This is a genomic window from Micromonospora sp. NBC_00421 (genome assembly GCF_036017915.1).
In the GTDB taxonomy this organism is placed as follows: domain Bacteria; phylum Actinomycetota; class Actinomycetes; order Mycobacteriales; family Micromonosporaceae; genus Micromonospora.
This window is the reverse complement of the sequence record NZ_CP107929.1, coordinates 354,708-374,097: the sequence shown is the minus strand read 5'-3', so window position 1 is coordinate 374,097 and position 19,390 is coordinate 354,708. Positions and strand designations below refer to the sequence as shown.

Genomic DNA, 19,390 nt, shown 5'->3' with positions numbered 1-19,390 from the left:
TCCCCGTTTCCGTTGGACCGCACGGATACCCGACTGGCGGGGGTTAATCCTGTGCTTCCACCCATTGGGGTCCGGTCACTCCGGCCCGCCTGCCCGGGAAACGGACGAGGCGCCCGCCGGAGGATTCCGGCGGGCGCCTCGGTCGAACGGATCGGGGAGGTCAGCGGCGGGACTCGCCGCTGCCGATCTCCTCCCGCTCCGGGCGGGGTTCCACAGGCGGGTGCCCCGGCGAGACCGGCGCCTCGACCGGCTTCTCGATCGGGTAGAAGAAGCCCCGGATCGCCGGGCCGAGCGCCCCGAGCCGGTTCATCTTCTTGGGTACCACCCAGCCGACGTAGTCCAGTTCGGCGTGTCCGTGGTCGTCGGTCGCACTGAGCGGCTGGTGGATCTCCTCGAACCGGCCGTCGGGCAGGCGCCGGATGATGCCGGTCTCCACACCGTGGGCCAGCACCTCCCGGTCGTGCTGCTGGAGCCCGAGGCAGATCCGGTACGCGACGTAGTACGCCAGCGGCGGGATCACCAGCAGGCCGATCCGGCCCGCCCAGGTCATCGCGTTCAGGCTGATGTGGAACTTGTCGGCGATCACGTCGTTGGCACCGGAGAGGGTCAGCACGATGTAGAAGGCGACCGCCATCGCGCCCACCGCCGTCCGGGCCGGGACGTCCCGGGGCCGTTGCAGCAGGTTGTGGTGCCGGTGGTCCTTGAGCTGCCGTGCCTCCACGAACGGGTAGAGCGTGGAGAGCCCGACCAGGATGCCCGGCAGCACGACAGTCGGCCAGAACAGCGGCGGGATGACGTACCCGTCGCCGATCGGGATGTTGATCTCCCAGGCGGGCATCAGCCGGGTCGAGCCGTCGAGGAACATGACGTACCAGTCGGGCTGGCTGGCGGCCGAGACCACCCATGCCTCGTACGGGCCGAAGTACCAGATCGGGTTGATCTGGAACAGACCACCCATCAGCGCGATCACGCCGAAGACGACCATGAAGAAGCCGCCCTGCTTGAGCGCGTAGCGGGGGAACATCCGCTCGCCGACCACGTTGTCGTTGGTCCGGCCGGGGCCGGGCCACTGGGTGTGCTTCTGCTTGAACACCAGGCCCAGGTGGGCGCTGATCAGCGCGACCAGCAGACCCGGGATCAGCAGCACGTGGGCGATGAAGAACCGGCTGATGATGATCTCACCGGGGAACTCGCCACCGAAGATCGACGAGGTGACCCAGGAGCCGACCACCGGGATCGACAGCATGATGCCGGAGGCGATCCGCAGACCGGTGCCGGACAGACCGTCGTCCGGCAGGGAGTAGCCGGAGAAGCCGGCCAGGAAGCCGACCCAGAACAGCAGTGAGCCGATGATCCAGTTGGTCTCCCGCGGCTTGCGGAACGCGCCGGTGAAGAAGACCCGCATCATGTGCACCACGATCGCGGCCATGAACAGCAGCGCGGACCAGTGGTGCATCTGCCGCATGATCAGACCACCCCGGACATCGAACGAGATGTCGAGGCTGGAGGCGTACGCGGCGGACATCGGGGTGCCCCGCAGCGGGGCGTAGCTGCCGTTGTAGACCACCTCGGTCATCGCCGGCTCGTAGAAGAAGGTCAGGAAGACACCGGTCAGCAGCAGCACGACGAACGAGAAGAGCGCGATCTCGCCGAGCAGGAACGACCAGTGGTCCGGGAAGACCTTGTTGAGCAGCTTGCGTAACGGGGTGGCGACCTGGAAGCGGTCGTCCACTCCCCCGGCGGCCTTGCCCGGCACCGCTGCTACGTCAAACTTTCGGCGCTTCATGGCCGCTCCCAGAAGTCGGGGCCGACGGTTTCGGTGTAGTCGGACTTCGCCACGAAGAAGCCTTCCTCGTCCACCTCGATCGGCAGCTGGGGAAGCCGCCGGCTCGCCGGGCCGAAGACCGGGCGGGCGTTGTCGGTGATCAGGAACTGGCTCTGGTGACACGGGCAGAGCAGCCGGTTGGTCTGCTGCTCGTAGAGGCTCGCCGGGCAGCCGGCGTGGGTGCAGATCTTGGAGTACGCCGCGTAGTTGCCCCACATGAAGTCACCGTGACCGACCCGCGAGTTGGCCTGCCGGGACTTCTCCGCGTCGGTCTCCCGCAGGTGGATCAGCAGCGTCGGCGAGTCGGCGTGCTTGTTGCTCACGCCGTGCTCGATGCCGGGGAAGACGGTCAGCTGACCGCCGGCGCTGACGTCGGCCGGGCGGATCGGCCGACCGTCCTCGCGGACCAGCCGGATCTTCTTGCCGTCGGCCGGCGCGAAGCCGGTGGTGAACATCTGGTTGTTCTTGTGCGGGTTGGAGATCAGGCCACCGACCAGCGGGGCCGCCGCGACCGCACCGACCGGCAGCAGACCGGCGACCAGCGAGACGCCGAGCAGCGGACGACGTCGTACCCCCATCTCGTCGGCGAGGTACCGCATGGTCTCACCGGTGATCTTCCGGTCCTCCTGGGACCCGGGACCGTCGTGCCGGTCCTGGATCGAGACCTCCTTGGGCAGCAGCTTCTTGCCCCAGGTGAGGATGCCGAAGCCGACGCCGAGCAGGGCGAGGCCCAGGGTGAGGCCGAGCAGCGGGGTGTACCACTTGTCGCCACCACGGCCCGGCTCGTACTCCCAGGGCCACCAGATGTAGACGACCAGGAACGCGGTGGCGGCCAGGCCGGTGAGCAGGAACATCGCCGCGACCGTACGGGTCAGCCGGCGCTCGGCCTTGCTGCCCGGGACGACCTGCTCCTCGTAGTGGACGATCTCGATGTCGTCCCGCCGGGCCCCCTCGGTGACGATGTCGAACCGGGAGAGTCGGGGGTCGTGGACGTCGAGCGGCTCCCGACCCTGCGGGGCGTGCTGCTCGGTCTGGGTGCTCATGCCGTCACCTCGCTACGGGCGGTGCCGGCGCCCGGCACCACGGCAATGCTGTTGACGATCCGGTCGGTCACGACTTGCCCGCAATCCACAGGCTCGCGAAGACCAGCGCGACGATGCCCACCAGGAAGATCGCCAGACCTTCGGTGGACGGGCCGTACCGGCCGAGGTTGAAACCGCCCTGGTCCTGGTCGGCCTTCAGCGACTCCTGGATGTAGGCGATGATGTCCGCCTTCTGCTCCGGGGTGATCTGGTTGTCGCCGAACACCGGCATGTTCTGCGGGCCGCTGAGCATCGCGGCGTAGATCTGCGCGTCGCTGGCCGGCGCCAGGCTCGGGGCGTACTTGCCGGAGGAGAGCGCGCCGCCGCCACCACCGAAGGCGTGGCACTGCGAGCAGTTGATCCGGAACAGCTCGCCGCCGGTGGCCAGGTTGGCGCCCTCGCGGAGGTTGCCCTGCGGGACCTGCGGGCCGCCGCCGAGCTCCTGGATGTACTGGCCGAGCTGGCGAACCTGCTCGTCGGTGAAGACCGGCGGCTTGCGCATGGCCTGCGCTTCCTGCCGGGCCATCGGCATCCGGCCGCTGCCCACCTGGAACTCCACCGAGGCGGAGCCGACACCGATCAGGCTCGGGCCACGACCCTCGACGCCCTGGGCGTTACGGCCGTGGCAGGTCACGCAGCTCACGTCGAACAGGGCCCGGCCCTCGGCCGCGGCACCGGTCAGCGGCGGGTTTTCCTGCGCCTGCACGCCCGGGGCGAAGACGGTGTAGGCGCCGCCGGCCAGCGTCAGCGCGGCGATCAGCCGGAACGCCGCGCCCAGCCGGCGGCGGCCCCTGCTGCGCGCCGCGGGCCGCCCGCGCAGGCGCGCGAGCAGACCGCGTCGGCGGTCGTTGTCAGAAGTCATGACCTGTGTCCTTAACCGGTTGGACCTTGTCTCAGGGGACGGAGCAGCGGCGCGGAACGTGACACGCCAAGATCACTGAAGCCAGTAGATCATGGCGTAGAGCCCGATCCACACGACGTCGACGAAGTGCCAGTAGTACGACACGACGATCGCCGACGTGGCCTGGGCGGGGGTGAACCGGCCCATGGTGGTGCGGACCATGAAGATGATGAAGGCGATGAGACCGCCTGTCACGTGCAGGCCGTGGAAGCCGGTGGTCAGGTAGAACATCGACCCGTAACCGTCTTCGTTGATCTTCACGCCTTCGTGGACCAGGGTGAGGTACTCGTTCGCCTGGCCGAGCACGAAGATCAGGCCCATCACGAAGGTGAGCGTGAACCAGCGCCGCAGGGCGTGGACGTCACCCTTCTCGGCCGCGAAGACACCGAGCTGGCAGGTCACCGAGGACAGCACCAGGATCACCGTGAAGGTGGTCGCATAGGGGATGTTGAGTACCTCGGTGTGCTTCTCCCACTGCTCCGGCGCCGCCGCGCGGATCGAGAAGTACATCGCGAACAGCGCCGCGAAGAACATGAGTTCGCTGGAGAGCCACACGATCGTCCCGACGCTGACCATGTTGGGCCGCGTCAGAGAGTGGATCCGGCTCTTGTCAATGGCTGGGGCCGCAGTCACGCGGTCATTATTGCCCCTGACCGGGGCGGGCGATCAGCGGGGGGCCAAAACCCGGGTGAGGGATGGCCCGATCGTGGAGGTCCGGTTCGCCTGGCCTAGCCTGAAAAGCGTGCTGCACGTCGATTCGATCTTCGCCGCCACCTCGGCGACCCCGCCCACCAGCCTCGCGGCGGGCGGCGTCGAGGTACCGCCGCCGTTCGACATCACCCGGGTCTTCACCGAGACCCGGCTGGACAGCTGGCTCGCCCTGGGCCTGGTCCTCGCCGCCGGCCTCTACCTCTACGGGGTCTACCGGCTGCGGCTGCGCGGGGACCGCTGGCCGGTCGTGCGTACCGTCTGCTTCCTCGGGCCGGGCCTGGGCGGCATCGCCGCGGTCACGGTCAGCGGGCTGCACGCCTACGACACCGCCCTGCTCTCGGTGCACATGGTGCAGCACATGGTGCTGTCGATGATCGCGCCGATCTTCCTGGCCCTGGGCGCACCTGTCACCCTGGCCCTGCGCACCCTGCCGGTCGGCCCCCGCAAACGGCTGCTGGCGGTCGTGCACAGCCGGATCGCCCGGGTCTACAGCTTCCCGCTTGTGGCGTTCACCATCTTCGTGGTCAACCCGTTCGCGCTCTACTTCACCGACCTGTACCGCTACACCCTCGAACACGCCTGGGCGCACGAGCTGGTGCACGCGCACTTCATCATGACCGGCTGCGTCTTCTTCTGGCCGCTGCTCGGCCTGGACCCGCTGCCCGGCCGCTGGCCGTACCCGGCGCGGGCGCTGCTGATGCTGCTGTCGGTGCCGTTCCACACCGTGCTCGGGCTCACCATCATGCAGAGCACCACCCTGTTCGGCGGCGACTGGTACCCGTCGCTCGGCCTGGCCTGGTCAGACCCGCGCAACGACCAGGTGGTCGCCGGGGGCATCCTCTGGGCCGGCGGCGAGTTCGTCAGTGTGACGATGATCGCGGTGCTGGTGGTGCAGTGGGTCAAGCAGTCCGAGCGGGAGGCCCGCCGGGTGGACCGCGAGCTGGACCGGCAGGAGGCCCGCGACCGCGCCGCCGAGGCCGACGCCATCCTCACCGCCGCCACCCCCGCCGCCGTGGCCACCGCCAGTCCCGACGCAGGGACCACCCCGCCGGCAGGTCCGCCGGCCGCCACCGCCGCGACCCCCGGAAACCCGCTCTGAGCTGCCGCGACGGCCGGTCCGCCGGGAGCCGGCAGGCGGGATGTCGGGTACGCCACACCGCCCGGTAGGATCAGCGGGCAGCAACGAGGAGTACAGCCCATGAGTGTGCGCAGCGAGCGAGTCAGGCTCAGTGCGACGGTGCCTCATCACGGCACGGAGCGAAGCGGAGTGTCGGCATGAGCGAGCGTCTCTGCACCGTCCTGCTCTACAGCGACGACGCGCAGGTCCGGGACCGGATGCGGCTGGCCGTCGGCACCCGCCCCGCGCCCGGGCTGAAGATCGAGTTCGTCGAGGCGTCCGACTATTTCGGCTGTGTCCGGCTGGTCGACGACTACGAGATCGACCTGATGCTGCTCGACGGCGAGGCCAGCCCCGGCGGTGGCCTGGGCATCGCCCGTCAGATCAAGGACGACCGGGAGGACGCCCCGCCCACCTGCGTGGTCATCGCCCGTGCCGCCGACCGATGGCTCGCCTCGTACGCGCAGGTCGACGGCGTGCTGATGCACCCGCTCGACCCGGTGACCACCGGCACCACGGTCGCCGAGCTGCTGCGTACGCACGCCGCCGCCTGAGTCGGACGCACTCGGCGGCGCCCAGGCGCCCGGGGTGACGGGCGCACCGTCCACCCGCACCCCCACGCCCGCTCGGGAGGCCCATCATGGGCGAACGGACCTGGCCGCACCTGCTCAACGCGCTGCTGCGCGGCGACGAGCTGTCCACCGCCGACACCACCTGGGCGATGAACGAGATCATGGCCGGTGCCGCCGGCCCGGCGCAGATCGCCGGTTTCGCGGTCGCGCTACGCGCCAAGGGTGAGACCTCGGCCGAACTGGCCGGTCTGGTCGAGGCGATGCTCGACAACTCGGTGCCGGTGACCCTGCCGGAGGAGCTGCGGCGCACCGCGATCGATGTGGTGGGCACCGGGGGTGACCTCGCCCACACGGTCAACATCTCGACCATGACCGCACTGGTGGTGGCCGGTGCCGGCGTCCCGGTGGTCAAGCACGGCAACCGGGCCGCCTCGTCGCTGTGCGGCACCGCCGACCTGCTGGAGTTCTTCGGCCTACCGCTGGATCTGGGCCCCGAGCAGGTGGCCCGGTGCGTGACCGAGGCCGGCATCGGCTTCTGCTTCGCGCCCCGGTTCCACCCCGGGTACCGGCACGCCGGCCCGGTCCGCCGGGAGATCGGCGTGCCGACCGCGTTCAACTTCCTCGGCCCGCTGACCAACCCGGCCCGGCCACACGCCGGCGCGGTCGGCTGCTTCGACGCCCGGATGGCCCCCGTGATGGCCGAGGTCTTCGCTCGCCGGGGCGACTCGGTAATCGTGATGCGCGGCGAGGACGGCCTGGACGAGTTCACCACCGCCGCGCCCACCCGGGTCTGGGTGGCCCAGCAGGGCACCGTACGGGAGGCCGTGCTGGACGCGGCCGATCTCGGGGTACCCCGGGCCACCCTGGCCGACCTGCGGGGCGGTGACGCCGCGCACAACGCCGCAGTGGCCCACCGGCTGCTGGCCGGCGGGACCGGTCCGGTACGCGACGCCGTCCTGGTCAACGCCGCCGTCGCGCTGGCCACCCAGACCCCGCTGGACGGCGACCTCACCGAGGCGGTACGCGCCGGCATGGCCCGCGCCGCGGAGTCAGTCGACTCGGGGGCGGCAGCGGCGGTCCTGGACCGCTGGGTCGACGTCGCCCGCTCCCTCTGACCCACTCCCTCCGCCCACCCACCTGCCCCGCCCACCCCGCGCGCCCAGCGCCGGGGGTGCGGCATGGCGGGATGACCAGTGGCGCACAGGCCCGGTGCCACGGTGGCGGGGTGGCGGGGTGGCGGGGTGGCGGGGTGGCGGGGTGGCGGGGTGGCGGGGAAGTGTCGTAGGGGCGTGGGAAACTACATGGGAGTAATTTTCCGTTTCCGGTGATGGCGGCGATGTCCATCGGCGGGTTCCGGAGCGAGAGGAGACGCCCGTGTCGGACCGCGAGCTCTACTGCGACACCTGTGAAGGCGTCCAGCCGTTCGAGATGCCGCCGTGCCCCGATGGTCACGGCGTCGACTGCCCTGAACTGCTCTGCACCGGTTGCGGCACGGCGGTGCTGATCGCGACCTTCGCCTTCCAGGCCACCCGCCTGGCCAGCCGTCGTCGCCGCCCGCCAGCGCCCGGTCGCCACGCCGCCTGACTGGCTCCCCGGCCCCCTCGGTCCCGCCACGCCGCCTTAACTGGCTCCCGGCCCACCTCGGTCCCGCCACGCCGCCACGCCGCCGAAACTGGCTCCCGGCCCCCTCGGTCCCCGTCCGACCGCCACAACGATGGCGCACCGCCCCGGCCACTGATTCGCGCCTGCGAGCCGGGGCACCCCACTGTGCACCATTCCTGCCGACCGCTCGTGCTCGGTCGGCGCCCGTCCGGTGGTCGGGTCGACAGTGATATCAACCGGCGCACCGTGCTTCTTTCGGCGTCGCCATCGACCGGTGCCTGTCGCCGATCGACAGCACTCGGGCGCGACGGTCGCCTGCGACCTGCGTGTTCCGGCCAGGTGATGGGACCACACTCGCGTCCTTTGGACCTGATGACGTAGACGCATCACCCGCCTGGCGATGGGTTCCTGACCGTCGATCCCGTGATGCTCTCCCATATTCCACCGGGCCGGCGCGCATCAGTCTCCCGGACCGGCGCGGAAGGGCCCCGCAGCACGGCAGGGTGCACCCACGGACAGCGGCACGCCTAACGGATCCCGTGGTTGCTGCTGAGTCGTTTACGTCATCAGCTCTACAGGACGCGAACGAGTACTCCCTACCCCGCAGTCTTCGAGACGCCGCGCGCGAGGTGTGGTTGATCCACTCGCGTGAGCCGAAACAGCGGCATCACGTCACGGGGATACCGCTACGTCGACCCACCGGAGTCGATCATCTTGCGGGACAGCGAAAACAGGCCCGCTTCCCAGGTGGGAGGCGGGCCTGTCCGAAGTTCGGACCGGTGCGCGACGGGGCGAGCAGGACAAGCGGGACCGGTGCGCGACGGGGCGAGCGGGGGTCAGTGCTCGGCGGTGCGGCGGGTACCGGAGTAGTACTCGAAGAGCAGGCCACAGGCGGCGAAGATGACCAACACCAAACCCAGTCCGAGCAGCCAGAACTGCCAGAACACCAGACCCAGGCCGGCGAGCGCGGCAGCCAGCGCCAAGCCGAAGGGCCAGTAGCTGCCGGGGCTGAAGAAGCCGATCTCGCCCGCGCCGTCGGCGATCTCGCCGTCCGGCCGGTCCTCGGGGCGCAGGTCGATGCGGCGGGAGACGAACCAGAAGAAGCCACCGCACATCGCGCAGAGCAGGAAGGACAGCAGCAGGGCCACCGTGCCGACCCATTCGACCTGGCCGCCGGAGTCGCCGTACGTCCAGGCGCCGTAGAGGATCGTCGCGCCGAAGAGGAACCCGGCGATGATGAGGAAGATACGCCACTCGGTCTTCATGCCGGATACCTCAGTTTCCCGCGCCCGCGGACGCGCCGTCCGGGTTGAAGTTGTCCTTGTTGCGACGGGTGTCGAACGGCTGGGTGGTCTTCGCGTAGGGGTCCTGGCCGATGGCGGTCAGCGCCTCCTGCGTCGACTTGCCGTCCCGCTTGGCCGCCAGGAACTGGTCGTACGCCTCGGGGGAGACCACCCGCAGCTCGAAGTTCATGAAGGCGTGGTAGCTGCCGCACAGCTCGGCGCAGCGGCCCACGTACGCGCCCTCGGACTCCAGCTTGGAGACCTCGAACACGTTACGGATCTTGCCGGGCATCACGTCGCGCTTGAACAGCAGCTCCGGCACCCAGAAGGAGTGGATGACGTCGCGGCTGGTCTCCTCGAACCGGATGGACCGGTCGGTCGGCAGCACCAGCACCGGGATGACCTCGCTGGTGCCCAGCACCGACGCCACGGTGTTGGCCTCGGTGCCCTGGCCGTCGCGGTAGTTGAACTGCCAGTTCCACTTGAAGGCGACGACCTCGACGGTGACATCCGGGTTCTTCGTCGTCCGCACCACGTCGGTCTGGACCACCGCCGTGTAGTAGAAGAGGACCGAGACGATCAGGATCGGCGCGATGGTGTAGAGGAACTCCATCGGCAGGTTGTAACGGGTCTGCACCGGCAGCTCGTTGCCGCGCTTGCGGTAGCGCACCACGCACCAGAAGATCAGGCCCCAGACGAAGACACCGACCGCCAGGGCGGCGATGCAGGAGGCGATCCACAGGTCGTACATCCGGTGCGCTTCGGGGGTGATGCCGCCCTGCGGCCAGCCGAAGCCGTCGACCGAGCGGCCGACGTCACACCCGGTGAGCAGAACCAGCAGCGCAGCTCCGCCGAGACCGAGCCCGGCGAGCCGGCCAGCACCACGCCGCCGACGCTCACCGGCTCCGGGGGAAGCGCTGTGCCGTACGGCCGACGGCCGTACCTCCGAACTCCTTGCGACCACCTGGTCCTGCCTCCCTAGCGCGCCGCGGTGGGGCTTTCCATCAGCACCGACGGCAAAGGCGTCACCGACGGTCGCAGATTACTCGACCATGGCGGGCTCGACCGTCTTGGGGTCGCTGTCCGACCCCATCGGGGGGATCTTGCCGATCCTGACGCGATAGCGTCATCAGCCGTGAGTGCCCACCCGGTCTACCTGGACGCGGCCACCGCCGCGCCGCTGCACCCGGTCGCCCGGCAGGCGTTGCTGGCGGCCCTCGACGACGGCTGGGCCGACCCCGCCCGCCTCTACAGCCGGGCCCGCCGGGCCGCCCAACTCCTCGACGCGGCCCGCGAGGCCACCGCCGCCACCCTCGGCGTCCGCCCCGACGAACTCTCCTTCACCCCCAGCGGTACGCACGCAGCGCACTCCGCCGTGCTCGGTGGCCTGGCCGGCCGGCAGCGCAGCGGCGACACCCTGGTGCACTCGGCGATCGAACACTCGGCGGTGCTGCACGCCGCCGAACGGCACGTGGCGACCGGCGGCACCGCGACCTCCGTACCGGTGGACCGGCTCGGCCGGCTCGACCTTGCCGCCTGGTCGACGGCGGTGCACTCCCCCGGGGTGGCGCTGGCGGCGCTGATCGGGGCCAGCCACGAGGTGGGCACCGTCCAGCCGGTCGCCGGGGCCACCGCCGCCTGCGCCGCCGCCGGGGTGCCGCTCTACGTGGACGCGGCCCAACTGGTCGGCCGGGTGCCGGTGCCGGACGGGTGGTCGGTGCTGACCGCCAGCGCGCACAAGTGGGGCGGTCCGCCCGGCGTCGGGTTGCTGGTCGTCCGCAAGGGCACCCGCTGGGAGTCGCCGTGGCCGGCCGACGAGCGGGAGCTCGGGCGTACCCCCGGGGTGGTGAACCTGCCGGCGGTGGTGGCGGCGGCGGCGAGTCTGCGCGCGGCGGCGGCCGACGCGGCGGCCGAGGCGGCCCGGCTGACCCCGCTGGTGGACCTGATCCGGGCCCGGGTCGCCGCCGAGGTGCCGGACGTGGAGGTGGTCGGCGACCCGGTCGACCGGCTCCCCCACCTGGTGACCTTCTCCTGCCTGTACGTCGACGGCGAGGTGCTGCTGCACGCGCTGGACCGGCGCGGCTTCGCCGTCTCCTCCGGTTCCTCCTGCACGTCCTCGACGCTGCGCCCGTCGCACGTGCTGGAGGCGATGGGGGTGCTGTCGCACGGCAACGTCCGGGTCTCGCTGCACCGGGACACCACCGAGGCGGACGTCGGGCGGTTCCTCGCCGAGCTGCCCGGGATCGTCGCCGAGCTGCGCGCCGACGCCGGCGTGGTGGGCCTGTGACCACCCCGACCGGGCCGGACGACGCCCCGGCCGGCGCGGGCGGCGACAGGGCCGGGGCGGGCGGCGACAGGGCCGGGGCGGTGGAGGTGCTGGACTGTCGGGGGCAGCGGTGTCCGCTGCCGGTGATCGCGCTGGCCCGTCGGCTGCCCGAGCTGCCCATCGGCGCGGTGCTGCGGGTGCTCGCCGACGACCCGGCCGCCGCCGTGGACATCCCCGCCTGGTGCCGGATGCGCGGCCAGGAGTTCGTCGCCGCCGTCCCCGACGGACCGGGCTACGAGGTACGCCGCACCCGCTGATCCGTCAGACGCGGGTGTCGACCGGCCTCGCGTCGATCCAGATCAGCCGGAGGCGGCGACCGGTGCGGCTGAGGAGCCGCAGCGCGCTCTCGGCGGTGGCGAAACGCCCGACCGGAACCTGCTGGTCGCCGCAGAGCAGTGCCCGGTCGGGGAACGCCAGGCCCCAGGCGAGGATCCCTCCGTCGATCCGGTCGCCGTGCTCCTCACCGATCGCGAACCGGCGTGGGGCGAACTCGTTCGCCAGGTCGACGAGCATCTGGTGGAACTCCTCGGGCGTACCGAGCGGCGGGAGCACGGGGTCGGACATGACCACCTCCAAGAGTCGTTGCTATACGTATAGCCGCGATCCTTGCTCTTTGGAAGGCCTGTCGCCATGATGTTCTCGTCGGTACACGAATCTGGAGGCAATCATGGGTAGGCGAACGGATCCGTCCGCGCTGCGCTGGCTGATCGGTGCCGAGCTGGGTCGGTACCGCCGCGAGGCACCGATGACGCTGACCGAACTGGCCGCCAGCACCGGCATCGGCAAGCCGAAGCTCGGTCACATGGAGACCGGCCGCTACCAGCAGTTCCCCGAGGACATCTCGGCCGTGCTCCGCGCCTGCGGGGCCGACCAGCCGGCGATCGACCGGCTGACCGCCCTGGCCGGCCGCTCCGACGCCAAGACCTGGTGGGCGCCCTGGGCTGCGGTGATGCCGGACTGGTTCAAGACGTACGTCGGGCTGGAAGGGCTGGCCGACGGCGCGTTCGTGTTCGAGTCGATGGTCATCCCCGGCCTGCTCCAGACCGAGGAGTACGCCCAGGCGCTGACCCTGGGCACCGGGTTCGTCCGCCCCGACCACGCCGAGCGCTTCGTGTCCTTCCGGCAGACCCGCGCCCGCCGGCTCACCGACGACGACCCGCTCACCCTGCACGCGGTGATCGGTGAGGCGGCGCTGCGGCTGCGGGTCAACGGCGACGAGACCCGGCGGGCGCAGCTCCGGCACCTGGCCACCATGTCAGAGCTGCCGAACGTCACCGTGCAGGTGCTCCGCCCCGAGGACGGCCCGCACGCCGCCGGCGCGATCGGCAAGTTCGTCCTGCTGGACTTCGCCAACGTCCGGCCGATCGCCTACACCGAGGTGCTCGACGGGGCGATGTACGTGCAGGACCCGGACGGTGTCCGGACCTATAGCATGGTGGCAGACAACCTGCGCCAGGTCGCCCTCTCGCCCGCCGAGTCGCGCGCGTTGATCAGGGAGCTGGCCGGCGCGGACTAGCCCCCGGAGGCCACCGTGCGCACCCCCGACCTCGCCACCGCCCAGTGGTTCACCAGCAGCCGCAGCACCAACAACGGCGACTGCGTCGAGTGCGCTGTCCTGCCCGACCTGATGGCGGTACGCGACAGCAAGGACCCCTGCGGCCCGGTGCTGTTCTTCCCGGCGCACCAGTGGTCGGCGTTCGTCGCCGCCGCCCCGGTCCGCTCCCCCGGTCAGGCCAGGTAACGCAGGATCGCCGGGAGCGGGTCGATCGCGATGGTGGTGTCGACCACCAGCCGGGGGCCGATCAGCGGCTCGTACTCCTCGCCGCGCTGTCGGACCTGCTCCCAGGTCGGGGCGAGCGGGTCGGCCCCGTGCCGGGCCTCGACCCGGCGGCGCAGCTGCGCCTCGTCACCGCAGTAGACCTCGATCAGCCGCAGCGGCACCCCGGCCCGCGCGGCCAGGTCGAGCCAGAGCCCCCGCGCGCCGGCCACCGGGTTCACCGCGTCGACCACCACGCTGGTCCCCAGCCCGAGCTGCACCTCGGCCAGCCCGGCCAGCGCGTCATAGCCGACCAGGCCCGAACCGTGGCCGGTCAGCCCGTGCCGGGCCAGCGCCCGCTCGATCGGGTCGACCGGCAGCACCGGGGCACCCAGCGCCACGCCGACCTGCCCGGCGAGGGTGCTCTTGCCCACCCCGGGCAGGCCGGCGAAGACGACCAGGAGTTGCGTCATGGCACCAGGTGCTGCCGAACGTCCTCGGCGGCGTCGTCCCCGTACGACTCGGCCAGCCGCTTGACGAACAGGTCGCGGCGTACGTCGTACTCCTGGGTGCCGACGGTCTCCAGGACCAGGGCGGCCAGCAGCGAACCGACCTGGGCGGCGCGTTCCAGACCGAGCCCCCAGGACAGGGCGGCGAAGAAACCTGCCCGGAAGCCGTCGCCGACCCCGGTCGGGTCGACGGCACGGGCGTCCCGGACGACCGGCACCCGGAACGGCTCCACCCCCCGGCCGGCGATCTCGACGCCGTCCTTGCCCAGCGTGGTGACCCGGACCTTCACCCGCTCCAGGAGCTGGGCGTCGGTGAGGTCGGCCTTGCTCTGGAGCAGCGACTTCTCGTAGTCGTTGGTCATCAGGTACTCGGCGCCGTCGATCAGCGAGACGACGTCCGCGCCGTCCATCCGGGCGAGCTGCTGGGACGGGTCGGCGACGAAGGCGTAGCCGCGGTCCCGGCACTCGGCGGAGTGCCGGATCATCGCCTCGGGGTCGTTCGCGCTGACCAGGACCAGGTCCAGGCCGCCGAGCCGGTCCGCGACGGGGCCCAGCTCGATGTTGCGGGCCTCGCTCATCGCGCCCGCGTAGAACGAGGCGATCTGGCACATGTCGGTGTCGGTGGTGCAGACGAAGCGGGCGGTGTGCGCCACCTCGCTGACGTGCACCGAGTCGCAGTCCACGCCGTGCCGCTCCAGCCAGGAGCGGTAGTCGGCGAAGTCGGCGCCCACCGCGCCGAGCAGGACCGGGCTCAACCCGAGCTGCCCCATGCCGAAGGCGATGTTGGCGGCCACCCCACCCCGGCGCAACACCAGGTCGTCCACCAGGAAGGAGAGCGACACCTTGTGCAGCTGGTCGGCGATGAGCTGGTCGGCGAAGCGACCCGGGAAGCTCATCAGGTGGTCGGTCGCGATCGAGCCGGTCACGGCGATCTTCATGTCAACCCTCGGGGTCGGGAGCACGGCGCGGGTCAGCCTACCGGTCCGACGCGCACGACGAGGGGGCCGTCCCGTGCCGGGACGGCCCCCTCGGACGCGACGGATCGCGACTCAGCTGAACGAGTCGCCGCAGGCGCAGGAGCTGCCCGCGTTGGGGTTGTCGATGGTGAAGCCCTGGGCGTCGATCCGGTCGGCGAAGTCGATGGTCGCCCCGGACAGGTAGGGGGCGCTCATCCGGTCGACCACGACGCCGACGCCGTCGAAGTCGGTGACGACGTCACCGTCGAGCGAGCGCTCGTCGAAGAAGAGCTGGTACCGCAGGCCGGAGCAGCCACCCGGCTGCACCGCGACCCGGAGCCGCAGGTCGTCGCGGCCCTCCTGCTCGATCAGGGCCTTGACCTTCTGCGCCGCGACGTCGGTGAGGACGACGGAAGTAGGGGCCTGGGCCTCGGTCGAGTCGGTCTGCGCTGGCGTGGTCACGTGGAAATCTCCCTGCGCGGTATGGGTCCGGACACCCTGGTCAACAGCACGCGTCGCCCAGTGATTCCCGGTGTGGTCCAGCTCCGATGGTACGCCGCCCCGGCCGACCCCACCCGGCCGGCGTGATCGCCGCCCCGGGCCACCCACGCCCGACCCACGCCCGACCCTGCCACCTGCTTGCCCGGTCAGCGGCTCCACTGGCGGGCCAGCCGGGCACCGAGCGCGCGCAGCCCCTCGGCGGGTCGGCCCATCGCCGCCGCCACCCCGCCGCGTTCCTCGCCGCCGAAGTGTTCCACCAGGCTGTACGCCTCGGTCACCCCGGCCGAGGCGGCCTCCCGCCGGCCGGTGCTCACCCGGCCCGCCAGCACCACGCAGGGCACCCCCCGGTCGCGGGCCGCCCCGGCCACCCCGGCGACCACCTTGCCGCGCAGCGACTGGTGGTCGAACGACCCCTCCCCGGTGATCACCAGATCGCAGTCGTCGAGCGCGGCGTCCAACCCGATCGCCCGGCCGACCAGGTCGATGCCGGATTCGCAGCGCCCGCCGAGGGCCAGGATCGCCGCGCCGAGGCCGCCGGCCGCGCCGCCGCCGGGCAGCACACCCAGGCCGGGCGGGCAGCCGGGCAGATCCCGCTCCAGCACCGCCGCCCAGCGCTCCAGCGCGGCGTCGAGCAGCAGCACGTCGGCCCGGTCGGCGCCCTTCTGCGGGCCGTAGACGCTGCTCGCACCGTGCAGGCCGAGCAGCGGGTTGTCCACGTCGGTGGCGGCGACCAGGGTGGCCCCGCGCAGCCGGGGCACCCCGTCGAGGGCGTCGACGGCGGTCAGCGCCGCACCGCCGTACGGCAGGGCCCGACCGGCGTCGTCGAGCGGGGTCGCGCCGAGGGCGGCGAACAGGCCGGCCCCGCCGTCGTTGGTGCCGGAGCCGCCCAGCCCGATCACCACCGTCCGGGCCCCGTGTTCGACGGCGGCGGTGACCAGCGCGCCGAGGCCGTACGAGGTGGTGGCCTTCGGGTCCCGCTCGGCGGCGGCCAGCAGGTGCAGCCCGCACGCCTGGGCGCTCTCCAGGTAGCCGACGCCGTCGGCGGTGAGCAGGATCTCACCACCGACCGGGCGGCCCAGCGGGTCGACGGTCGGCACCGGGATCCGCCGGCCGGCGAGTGCGTCGGCGAGCACCGTGACGAAGCCCGGCCCGCCGTCGGCGAGCGGACGGATCAGCAGCTCGTCCGCGTCGGCCACCTCGCGCCAGCCGGCGGCGACGGCGGCCGCCACCTCGGGGGCCTCGAGGGTGCCGGCGAACTTGTCCGGACAGAGCAGCACGCGCATGCCCAGAGTGTGGCAGGCCACATCGGGGCGGAGCAGTGTGGCAGCCCACACCGGCAGCGGTCGTGCGGGCGGCCCGCTGTGGGACCATGAAGGCGTGACTTCGACCTGGGTGGAACCCTCCAACACGGCGACCGCGCTGCTGCTCCTCGGCCGCGGCAGCGACCCCGCCACCGAACGTGGCGTGGAGTGTCCGGGAGACCTGCCGGCGCCGAGCGACCCGGACCTGGTGGCCCGGGCGACGGCGGCGAAGGCCGCGCTGGGCACGAAGGTGTTCGTCCTCGGCCACCACTACCAGCGCGACGAGGTGATCCAGTTCGCCGACGTCACAGGCGACTCGTTCAAGCTGGCCCGGGAGGCGGCGGCCCGCCCGGACGCGGAGTACATCGTCTTCTGCGGTGTGCACTTCATGGCCGAGAGCGCGGACATCCTCACCACCGACGCGCAGCGGGTGATCCTGCCCGACCTGGCGGCCGGCTGTTCGATGGCCGACATGGCGGTGCTGTCGCAGGTCGAGCGGGCCTGGGAGGTGCTGACCGACCTGGGCGTCGCGGCGGACACCGTGCCGGTGACGTACATGAACTCCTCGGCGGACATCAAGGGCTTCGTCGGCCGTAACGGCGGCGTGGTCTGCACCTCGTCGAACGCGAAGCGGGCGCTGGACTGGGCGTACGCGCAGGGCTCCAAGGTGCTGTTCCTGCCCGACCAGCACCTGGGCCGCAACACGGCGGTGCTGGAGATGGGCTACTCGCTGGACGACTGCGTGCTCTACGACCCGCACAAGCCGAACGGTGGGCTCACCGCCGCGCAGCTGCGCGACGCGAAGATGATCCTGTGGCGCGGGCACTGCTCGGTGCACGGCCGGTTCACCCTGGACAGCGTCACCGACGTCCGGACCCGGGTGCCCGGGGTCAACGTGCTGGTGCACCCGGAGTGCCGGCACGAGGTGGTCACCGCCGCCGACCAGGTCGGTTCGACGGAGTACATCATCAAGGCGATCGAGGCGGCCCCGGCCGGCTCGGCCTGGGCGGTCGGCACCGAGTTGAACCTGGTCCGCCGGCTGGCGCTGGCCCACCCGGACAAGCAGATCATGTTCCTGGACAAGGCGGTCTGCTACTGCTCCACGATGAACCGGATCGACCTGCCGCACCTGGTCTGGGTGCTGGAGGAGCTGGTCGCCGGCCGGGTGGTCAACCAGATCACCGTCGACGCGGACACCGCGCACCACGCCCGGGTGGCGCTGGACCAGATGCTCGCGCTGCCGGGTGCCGACACCCCGCCGCCCGCCGCCACCTGATCACCTAAGGTCACCACCGAGGTACGGAAACGTACCGGATTCCCCGGTTCGTTCCCTAACCCGTGCGGTGACCGATTCCCATTTCGTCACGGAGGGCTATGCTGCCGGGGCGACGTACCACGGGGGACCGTTTTGAGCCGGCCCCGCTCCGGGTAGCTGACAGCTCGAACCGGACAGCTGGACAGCATGCCCCACCATCGACTTTCACCCGGCACCACCTGACACGCGCTGGAGGTTGCGTTGACGGACGACGTCCTGGTCGTACACGGAGGTACTCCGCTCGAAGGGCGGATCCGCGTGCGCGGCGCGAAGAACCTGGTCTCCAAGGCGATGGTCGCGGCCCTGCTGGGCGACTCGCCCAGCCGGCTGTTCGACGTCCCCAAGATCCGTGACGTCGAGGTGGTCCGCGGGCTGCTCGGCCTGCACGGGGTGAAGGTGACCGACGGCACCGAGGACGGCGAGCTGGTCTTCGACCCGTCCAACGTCGAGAGCGCCAGCACCGACCAGATCAACGTGCACGCCGGATCCAGCCGGATCCCGATCCTGTTCTGTGGCCCGCTGCTGCACCGGCTCGGCCACGCCTTCATCCCCGACCTGGGTGGCTGCCACATCGGCCCCCGCCCGATCGACTTCCACCTCCAGGCGCTGCGCGAGTTCGGCGCGACTGTGGAGAAGACCCCCGAGGGTCTGCACCTGTCCGCGCCGAACGGGCTGCACGGCACCAAGTTCGCCCTGCCGTACCCGAGCGTCGGCGCGACCGAGCAGGTGCTGCTGACCGCGGTGATGGCCGAGGGCGTCACCGAGCTGCGCAACGCCGCCGTCGAGCCCGAGATCATCGACCTGATCTGCATCCTGCAGAAGATGGGCGCGATCATCAAGGTGCACACCGACCGGGTGATCGAGATCCAGGGCGTCAAGCGGCTGCACGGCTACAGCCACCGCCCGATCCCGGACCGGATCGAGGCGGCGAGCTGGGCGGCGGCGGCGCTGGCCACCCGCGGTCACGTCGAGGTGCTCGGCGCGCAGCAGGCCGACATGATGACCTTCCTGAACATCTTCCGCTCCGTCGGCGGCGAGTACGAGGTCACCGACGCCCGGCCGCCGAAGCTCAGCGACCCGGGCCAGGAGGGTGGCATCCGGTTCTGGCACCCGGGCGGCGAGCTGCACGCGGTGGCGCTGGAGACCGACGTGCACCCCGGCTTCATGACCGACTGGCAGCAGCCGCTGGTGGTGGCGCTGACCCAGGCCCGGGGCCTGTCGATCGTCCACGAGACGGTCTACGAGCAGCGGCTGGGCTACACCGAGGCGCTGAACAAGATGGGCGCCAACATCCAGGTCTACCGGGACTGCCTCGGCGGCACCCCGTGCCGGTTCGGCCGCCGCAACTTCAAGCACTCCGCGGTGATCGCCGGCCCGAGCAAGCTGCACGCCGCCGACCTGGTCATCCCGGACCTGCGGGCCGGGTTCAGCCACCTGATCGCGGCGCTCGCCGCCGAGGGCACCTCCCGGGTGTACGGCGTCGACCTGATCAACCGGGGCTACGAGGACTTCGAGGCCAAGCTGGCCAGCCTCGGCGCCCACACCGAGCGCCCGTAACCCCGGTCCGGGCCGCCGGTGACCCCGGTCCGGGCGGCCCGTGACCCCGGGTCCGGCCCGCTCCCGCCGGCAGCCG

At 71.4% G+C, this 19,390-nt stretch carries 21 protein-coding genes; 10 read left to right on the top strand and 11 right to left on the bottom strand.

Annotation, left to right across the window (positions count from 1 at the left end; genetic code table 11):
* Positions 1-160: 160 nt before the first annotated feature.
* The 4 genes from qcrB to ctaE form a co-directional block, all read right to left on the bottom strand.
* The gene (gene qcrB / locus OHQ87_RS01660; RefSeq protein ID WP_328344257.1) at positions 161-1,786 is read right to left on the bottom strand and encodes a cytochrome bc1 complex cytochrome b subunit; all 1,626 of its coding nucleotides are present in this window, start codon (positions 1,784-1,786) and stop codon (positions 161-163) included.
* On the bottom strand, positions 1,783-2,868 hold the full coding sequence (qcrA, locus tag OHQ87_RS01655) for a cytochrome bc1 complex Rieske iron-sulfur subunit (RefSeq protein WP_328344256.1): 1,086 nt from the start codon (positions 2,866-2,868) through the stop codon (positions 1,783-1,785). The genes qcrB and qcrA overlap by 4 nt, the downstream gene beginning before the upstream one ends.
* 67 nt (positions 2,869-2,935) lie before the next feature.
* The gene (gene qcrC / locus OHQ87_RS01650; RefSeq protein WP_328344255.1) at positions 2,936-3,769 is read right to left on the bottom strand and encodes a cytochrome bc1 complex diheme cytochrome c subunit; all 834 of its coding nucleotides are present in this window, start codon (positions 3,767-3,769) and stop codon (positions 2,936-2,938) included.
* A 72-nt stretch (positions 3,770-3,841) separates the two neighbouring features.
* A complete protein-coding gene (gene ctaE, locus OHQ87_RS01645; protein ID WP_328344253.1) occupies positions 3,842-4,441 on the bottom strand; it encodes an aa3-type cytochrome oxidase subunit III in 600 nt (199 codons plus the stop codon).
* Between the two features lie 109 nt (positions 4,442-4,550).
* Between ctaE and OHQ87_RS01640 the strand changes: the two genes are divergently transcribed.
* From OHQ87_RS01640 to OHQ87_RS01625, 4 genes are all read left to right on the top strand, one after another.
* Positions 4,551-5,618, top strand: a complete 1,068-nt coding sequence (locus OHQ87_RS01640; protein WP_442930648.1) for a cytochrome c oxidase assembly protein — start codon at positions 4,551-4,553, stop codon at positions 5,616-5,618.
* A 176-nt stretch (positions 5,619-5,794) separates the two neighbouring features.
* On the top strand, positions 5,795-6,190 hold the full coding sequence (locus tag OHQ87_RS01635; RefSeq protein WP_328344251.1) for a hypothetical protein: 396 nt from the start codon (positions 5,795-5,797) through the stop codon (positions 6,188-6,190).
* Between the two features lie 86 nt (positions 6,191-6,276).
* Positions 6,277-7,323: an anthranilate phosphoribosyltransferase gene (trpD, locus tag OHQ87_RS01630; RefSeq protein ID WP_328344249.1), complete on the top strand. Its 1,047-nt coding sequence runs from the start codon at positions 6,277-6,279 to the stop codon at positions 7,321-7,323.
* A 259-nt stretch (positions 7,324-7,582) separates the two neighbouring features.
* The gene (locus OHQ87_RS01625) at positions 7,583-7,792 is read left to right on the top strand and encodes a hypothetical protein (RefSeq protein ID WP_328344247.1); all 210 of its coding nucleotides are present in this window, start codon (positions 7,583-7,585) and stop codon (positions 7,790-7,792) included.
* A gap of 854 nt (positions 7,793-8,646) precedes the next feature.
* Here the strand turns inward: OHQ87_RS01625 and OHQ87_RS01620 are convergent.
* Together OHQ87_RS01620 and ctaC are read right to left on the bottom strand one after the other, a co-directional pair.
* A complete protein-coding gene (locus tag OHQ87_RS01620) occupies positions 8,647-9,075 on the bottom strand; it encodes a cytochrome c oxidase subunit 4 (protein ID WP_328344245.1) in 429 nt (142 codons plus the stop codon).
* Between the two features lie 10 nt (positions 9,076-9,085).
* Entirely contained in the window at positions 9,086-10,057 is a 972-nt protein-coding gene (ctaC, locus tag OHQ87_RS01615; protein ID WP_328344243.1) for an aa3-type cytochrome oxidase subunit II, read from the bottom strand.
* A 171-nt stretch (positions 10,058-10,228) separates the two neighbouring features.
* Here ctaC and OHQ87_RS01610 point away from each other — a divergent pair, with 171 nt between their 5' ends.
* Positions 10,229-11,380, top strand: a complete 1,152-nt coding sequence (locus OHQ87_RS01610; protein WP_328344241.1) for a cysteine desulfurase family protein — start codon at positions 10,229-10,231, stop codon at positions 11,378-11,380.
* Positions 11,381-11,460: 80 nt separating this feature from the next.
* Positions 11,461-11,676: a sulfurtransferase TusA family protein gene (locus OHQ87_RS01605; protein WP_328348707.1), complete on the top strand. Its 216-nt coding sequence runs from the start codon at positions 11,461-11,463 to the stop codon at positions 11,674-11,676.
* A 4-nt stretch (positions 11,677-11,680) separates the two neighbouring features.
* Here the strand turns inward: OHQ87_RS01605 and OHQ87_RS01600 are convergent, their stop codons facing one another.
* Positions 11,681-11,983, bottom strand: coding sequence for a hypothetical protein (locus OHQ87_RS01600; protein ID WP_328344239.1), 303 nt, complete (start codon positions 11,981-11,983; stop codon positions 11,681-11,683).
* A gap of 103 nt (positions 11,984-12,086) precedes the next feature.
* Between OHQ87_RS01600 and OHQ87_RS01595 the strand changes: the two genes are divergently transcribed.
* Together OHQ87_RS01595 and OHQ87_RS01590 are read left to right on the top strand one after the other, a co-directional pair.
* Entirely contained in the window at positions 12,087-12,935 is an 849-nt protein-coding gene (locus OHQ87_RS01595) for a helix-turn-helix domain-containing protein (RefSeq protein WP_328344237.1), read from the top strand.
* A gap of 15 nt (positions 12,936-12,950) precedes the next feature.
* Positions 12,951-13,160, top strand: a complete 210-nt coding sequence (locus tag OHQ87_RS01590; protein WP_328344235.1) for a DUF397 domain-containing protein — start codon at positions 12,951-12,953, stop codon at positions 13,158-13,160.
* Here the strand turns inward: OHQ87_RS01590 and OHQ87_RS01585 are convergent.
* The 4 genes from OHQ87_RS01585 to OHQ87_RS01570 form a co-directional block, all read right to left on the bottom strand.
* Positions 13,148-13,648, bottom strand: a complete 501-nt coding sequence (locus OHQ87_RS01585; protein ID WP_328344233.1) for an AAA family ATPase — start codon at positions 13,646-13,648, stop codon at positions 13,148-13,150. The two genes, OHQ87_RS01590 and OHQ87_RS01585, sit on opposite strands and share 13 nt — an antisense overlap.
* Positions 13,645-14,622 (bottom strand): carbohydrate kinase family protein, encoded by a 978-nt coding sequence (locus OHQ87_RS01580; protein ID WP_328344231.1) that lies wholly within the window; start codon positions 14,620-14,622, stop codon positions 13,645-13,647. The genes OHQ87_RS01585 and OHQ87_RS01580 overlap by 4 nt, the downstream gene beginning before the upstream one ends.
* 111 nt (positions 14,623-14,733) lie before the next feature.
* The gene (erpA, locus tag OHQ87_RS01575; protein WP_091237771.1) at positions 14,734-15,102 is read right to left on the bottom strand and encodes an iron-sulfur cluster insertion protein ErpA; all 369 of its coding nucleotides are present in this window, start codon (positions 15,100-15,102) and stop codon (positions 14,734-14,736) included.
* Between the two features lie 185 nt (positions 15,103-15,287).
* Complete coding sequence (locus OHQ87_RS01570; RefSeq protein WP_328344228.1) at positions 15,288-16,424, bottom strand: glycerate kinase family protein; 1,137 nt, start codon at positions 16,422-16,424, stop codon at positions 15,288-15,290.
* A 94-nt stretch (positions 16,425-16,518) separates the two neighbouring features.
* Between OHQ87_RS01570 and nadA the strand changes: the two genes are divergently transcribed.
* Positions 16,519-17,718 carry a quinolinate synthase NadA gene (gene nadA / locus OHQ87_RS01565; RefSeq protein WP_328344225.1) on the top strand — a complete coding sequence of 400 codons (1,200 nt, stop codon included), beginning with the start codon at positions 16,519-16,521 and terminating at the stop codon, positions 17,716-17,718.
* Between the two features lie 240 nt (positions 17,719-17,958).
* The gene (murA, locus tag OHQ87_RS01560; protein ID WP_328344223.1) at positions 17,959-19,314 is read left to right on the top strand and encodes a UDP-N-acetylglucosamine 1-carboxyvinyltransferase; all 1,356 of its coding nucleotides are present in this window, start codon (positions 17,959-17,961) and stop codon (positions 19,312-19,314) included.
* Positions 19,315-19,390 lie beyond the last annotated feature (76 nt).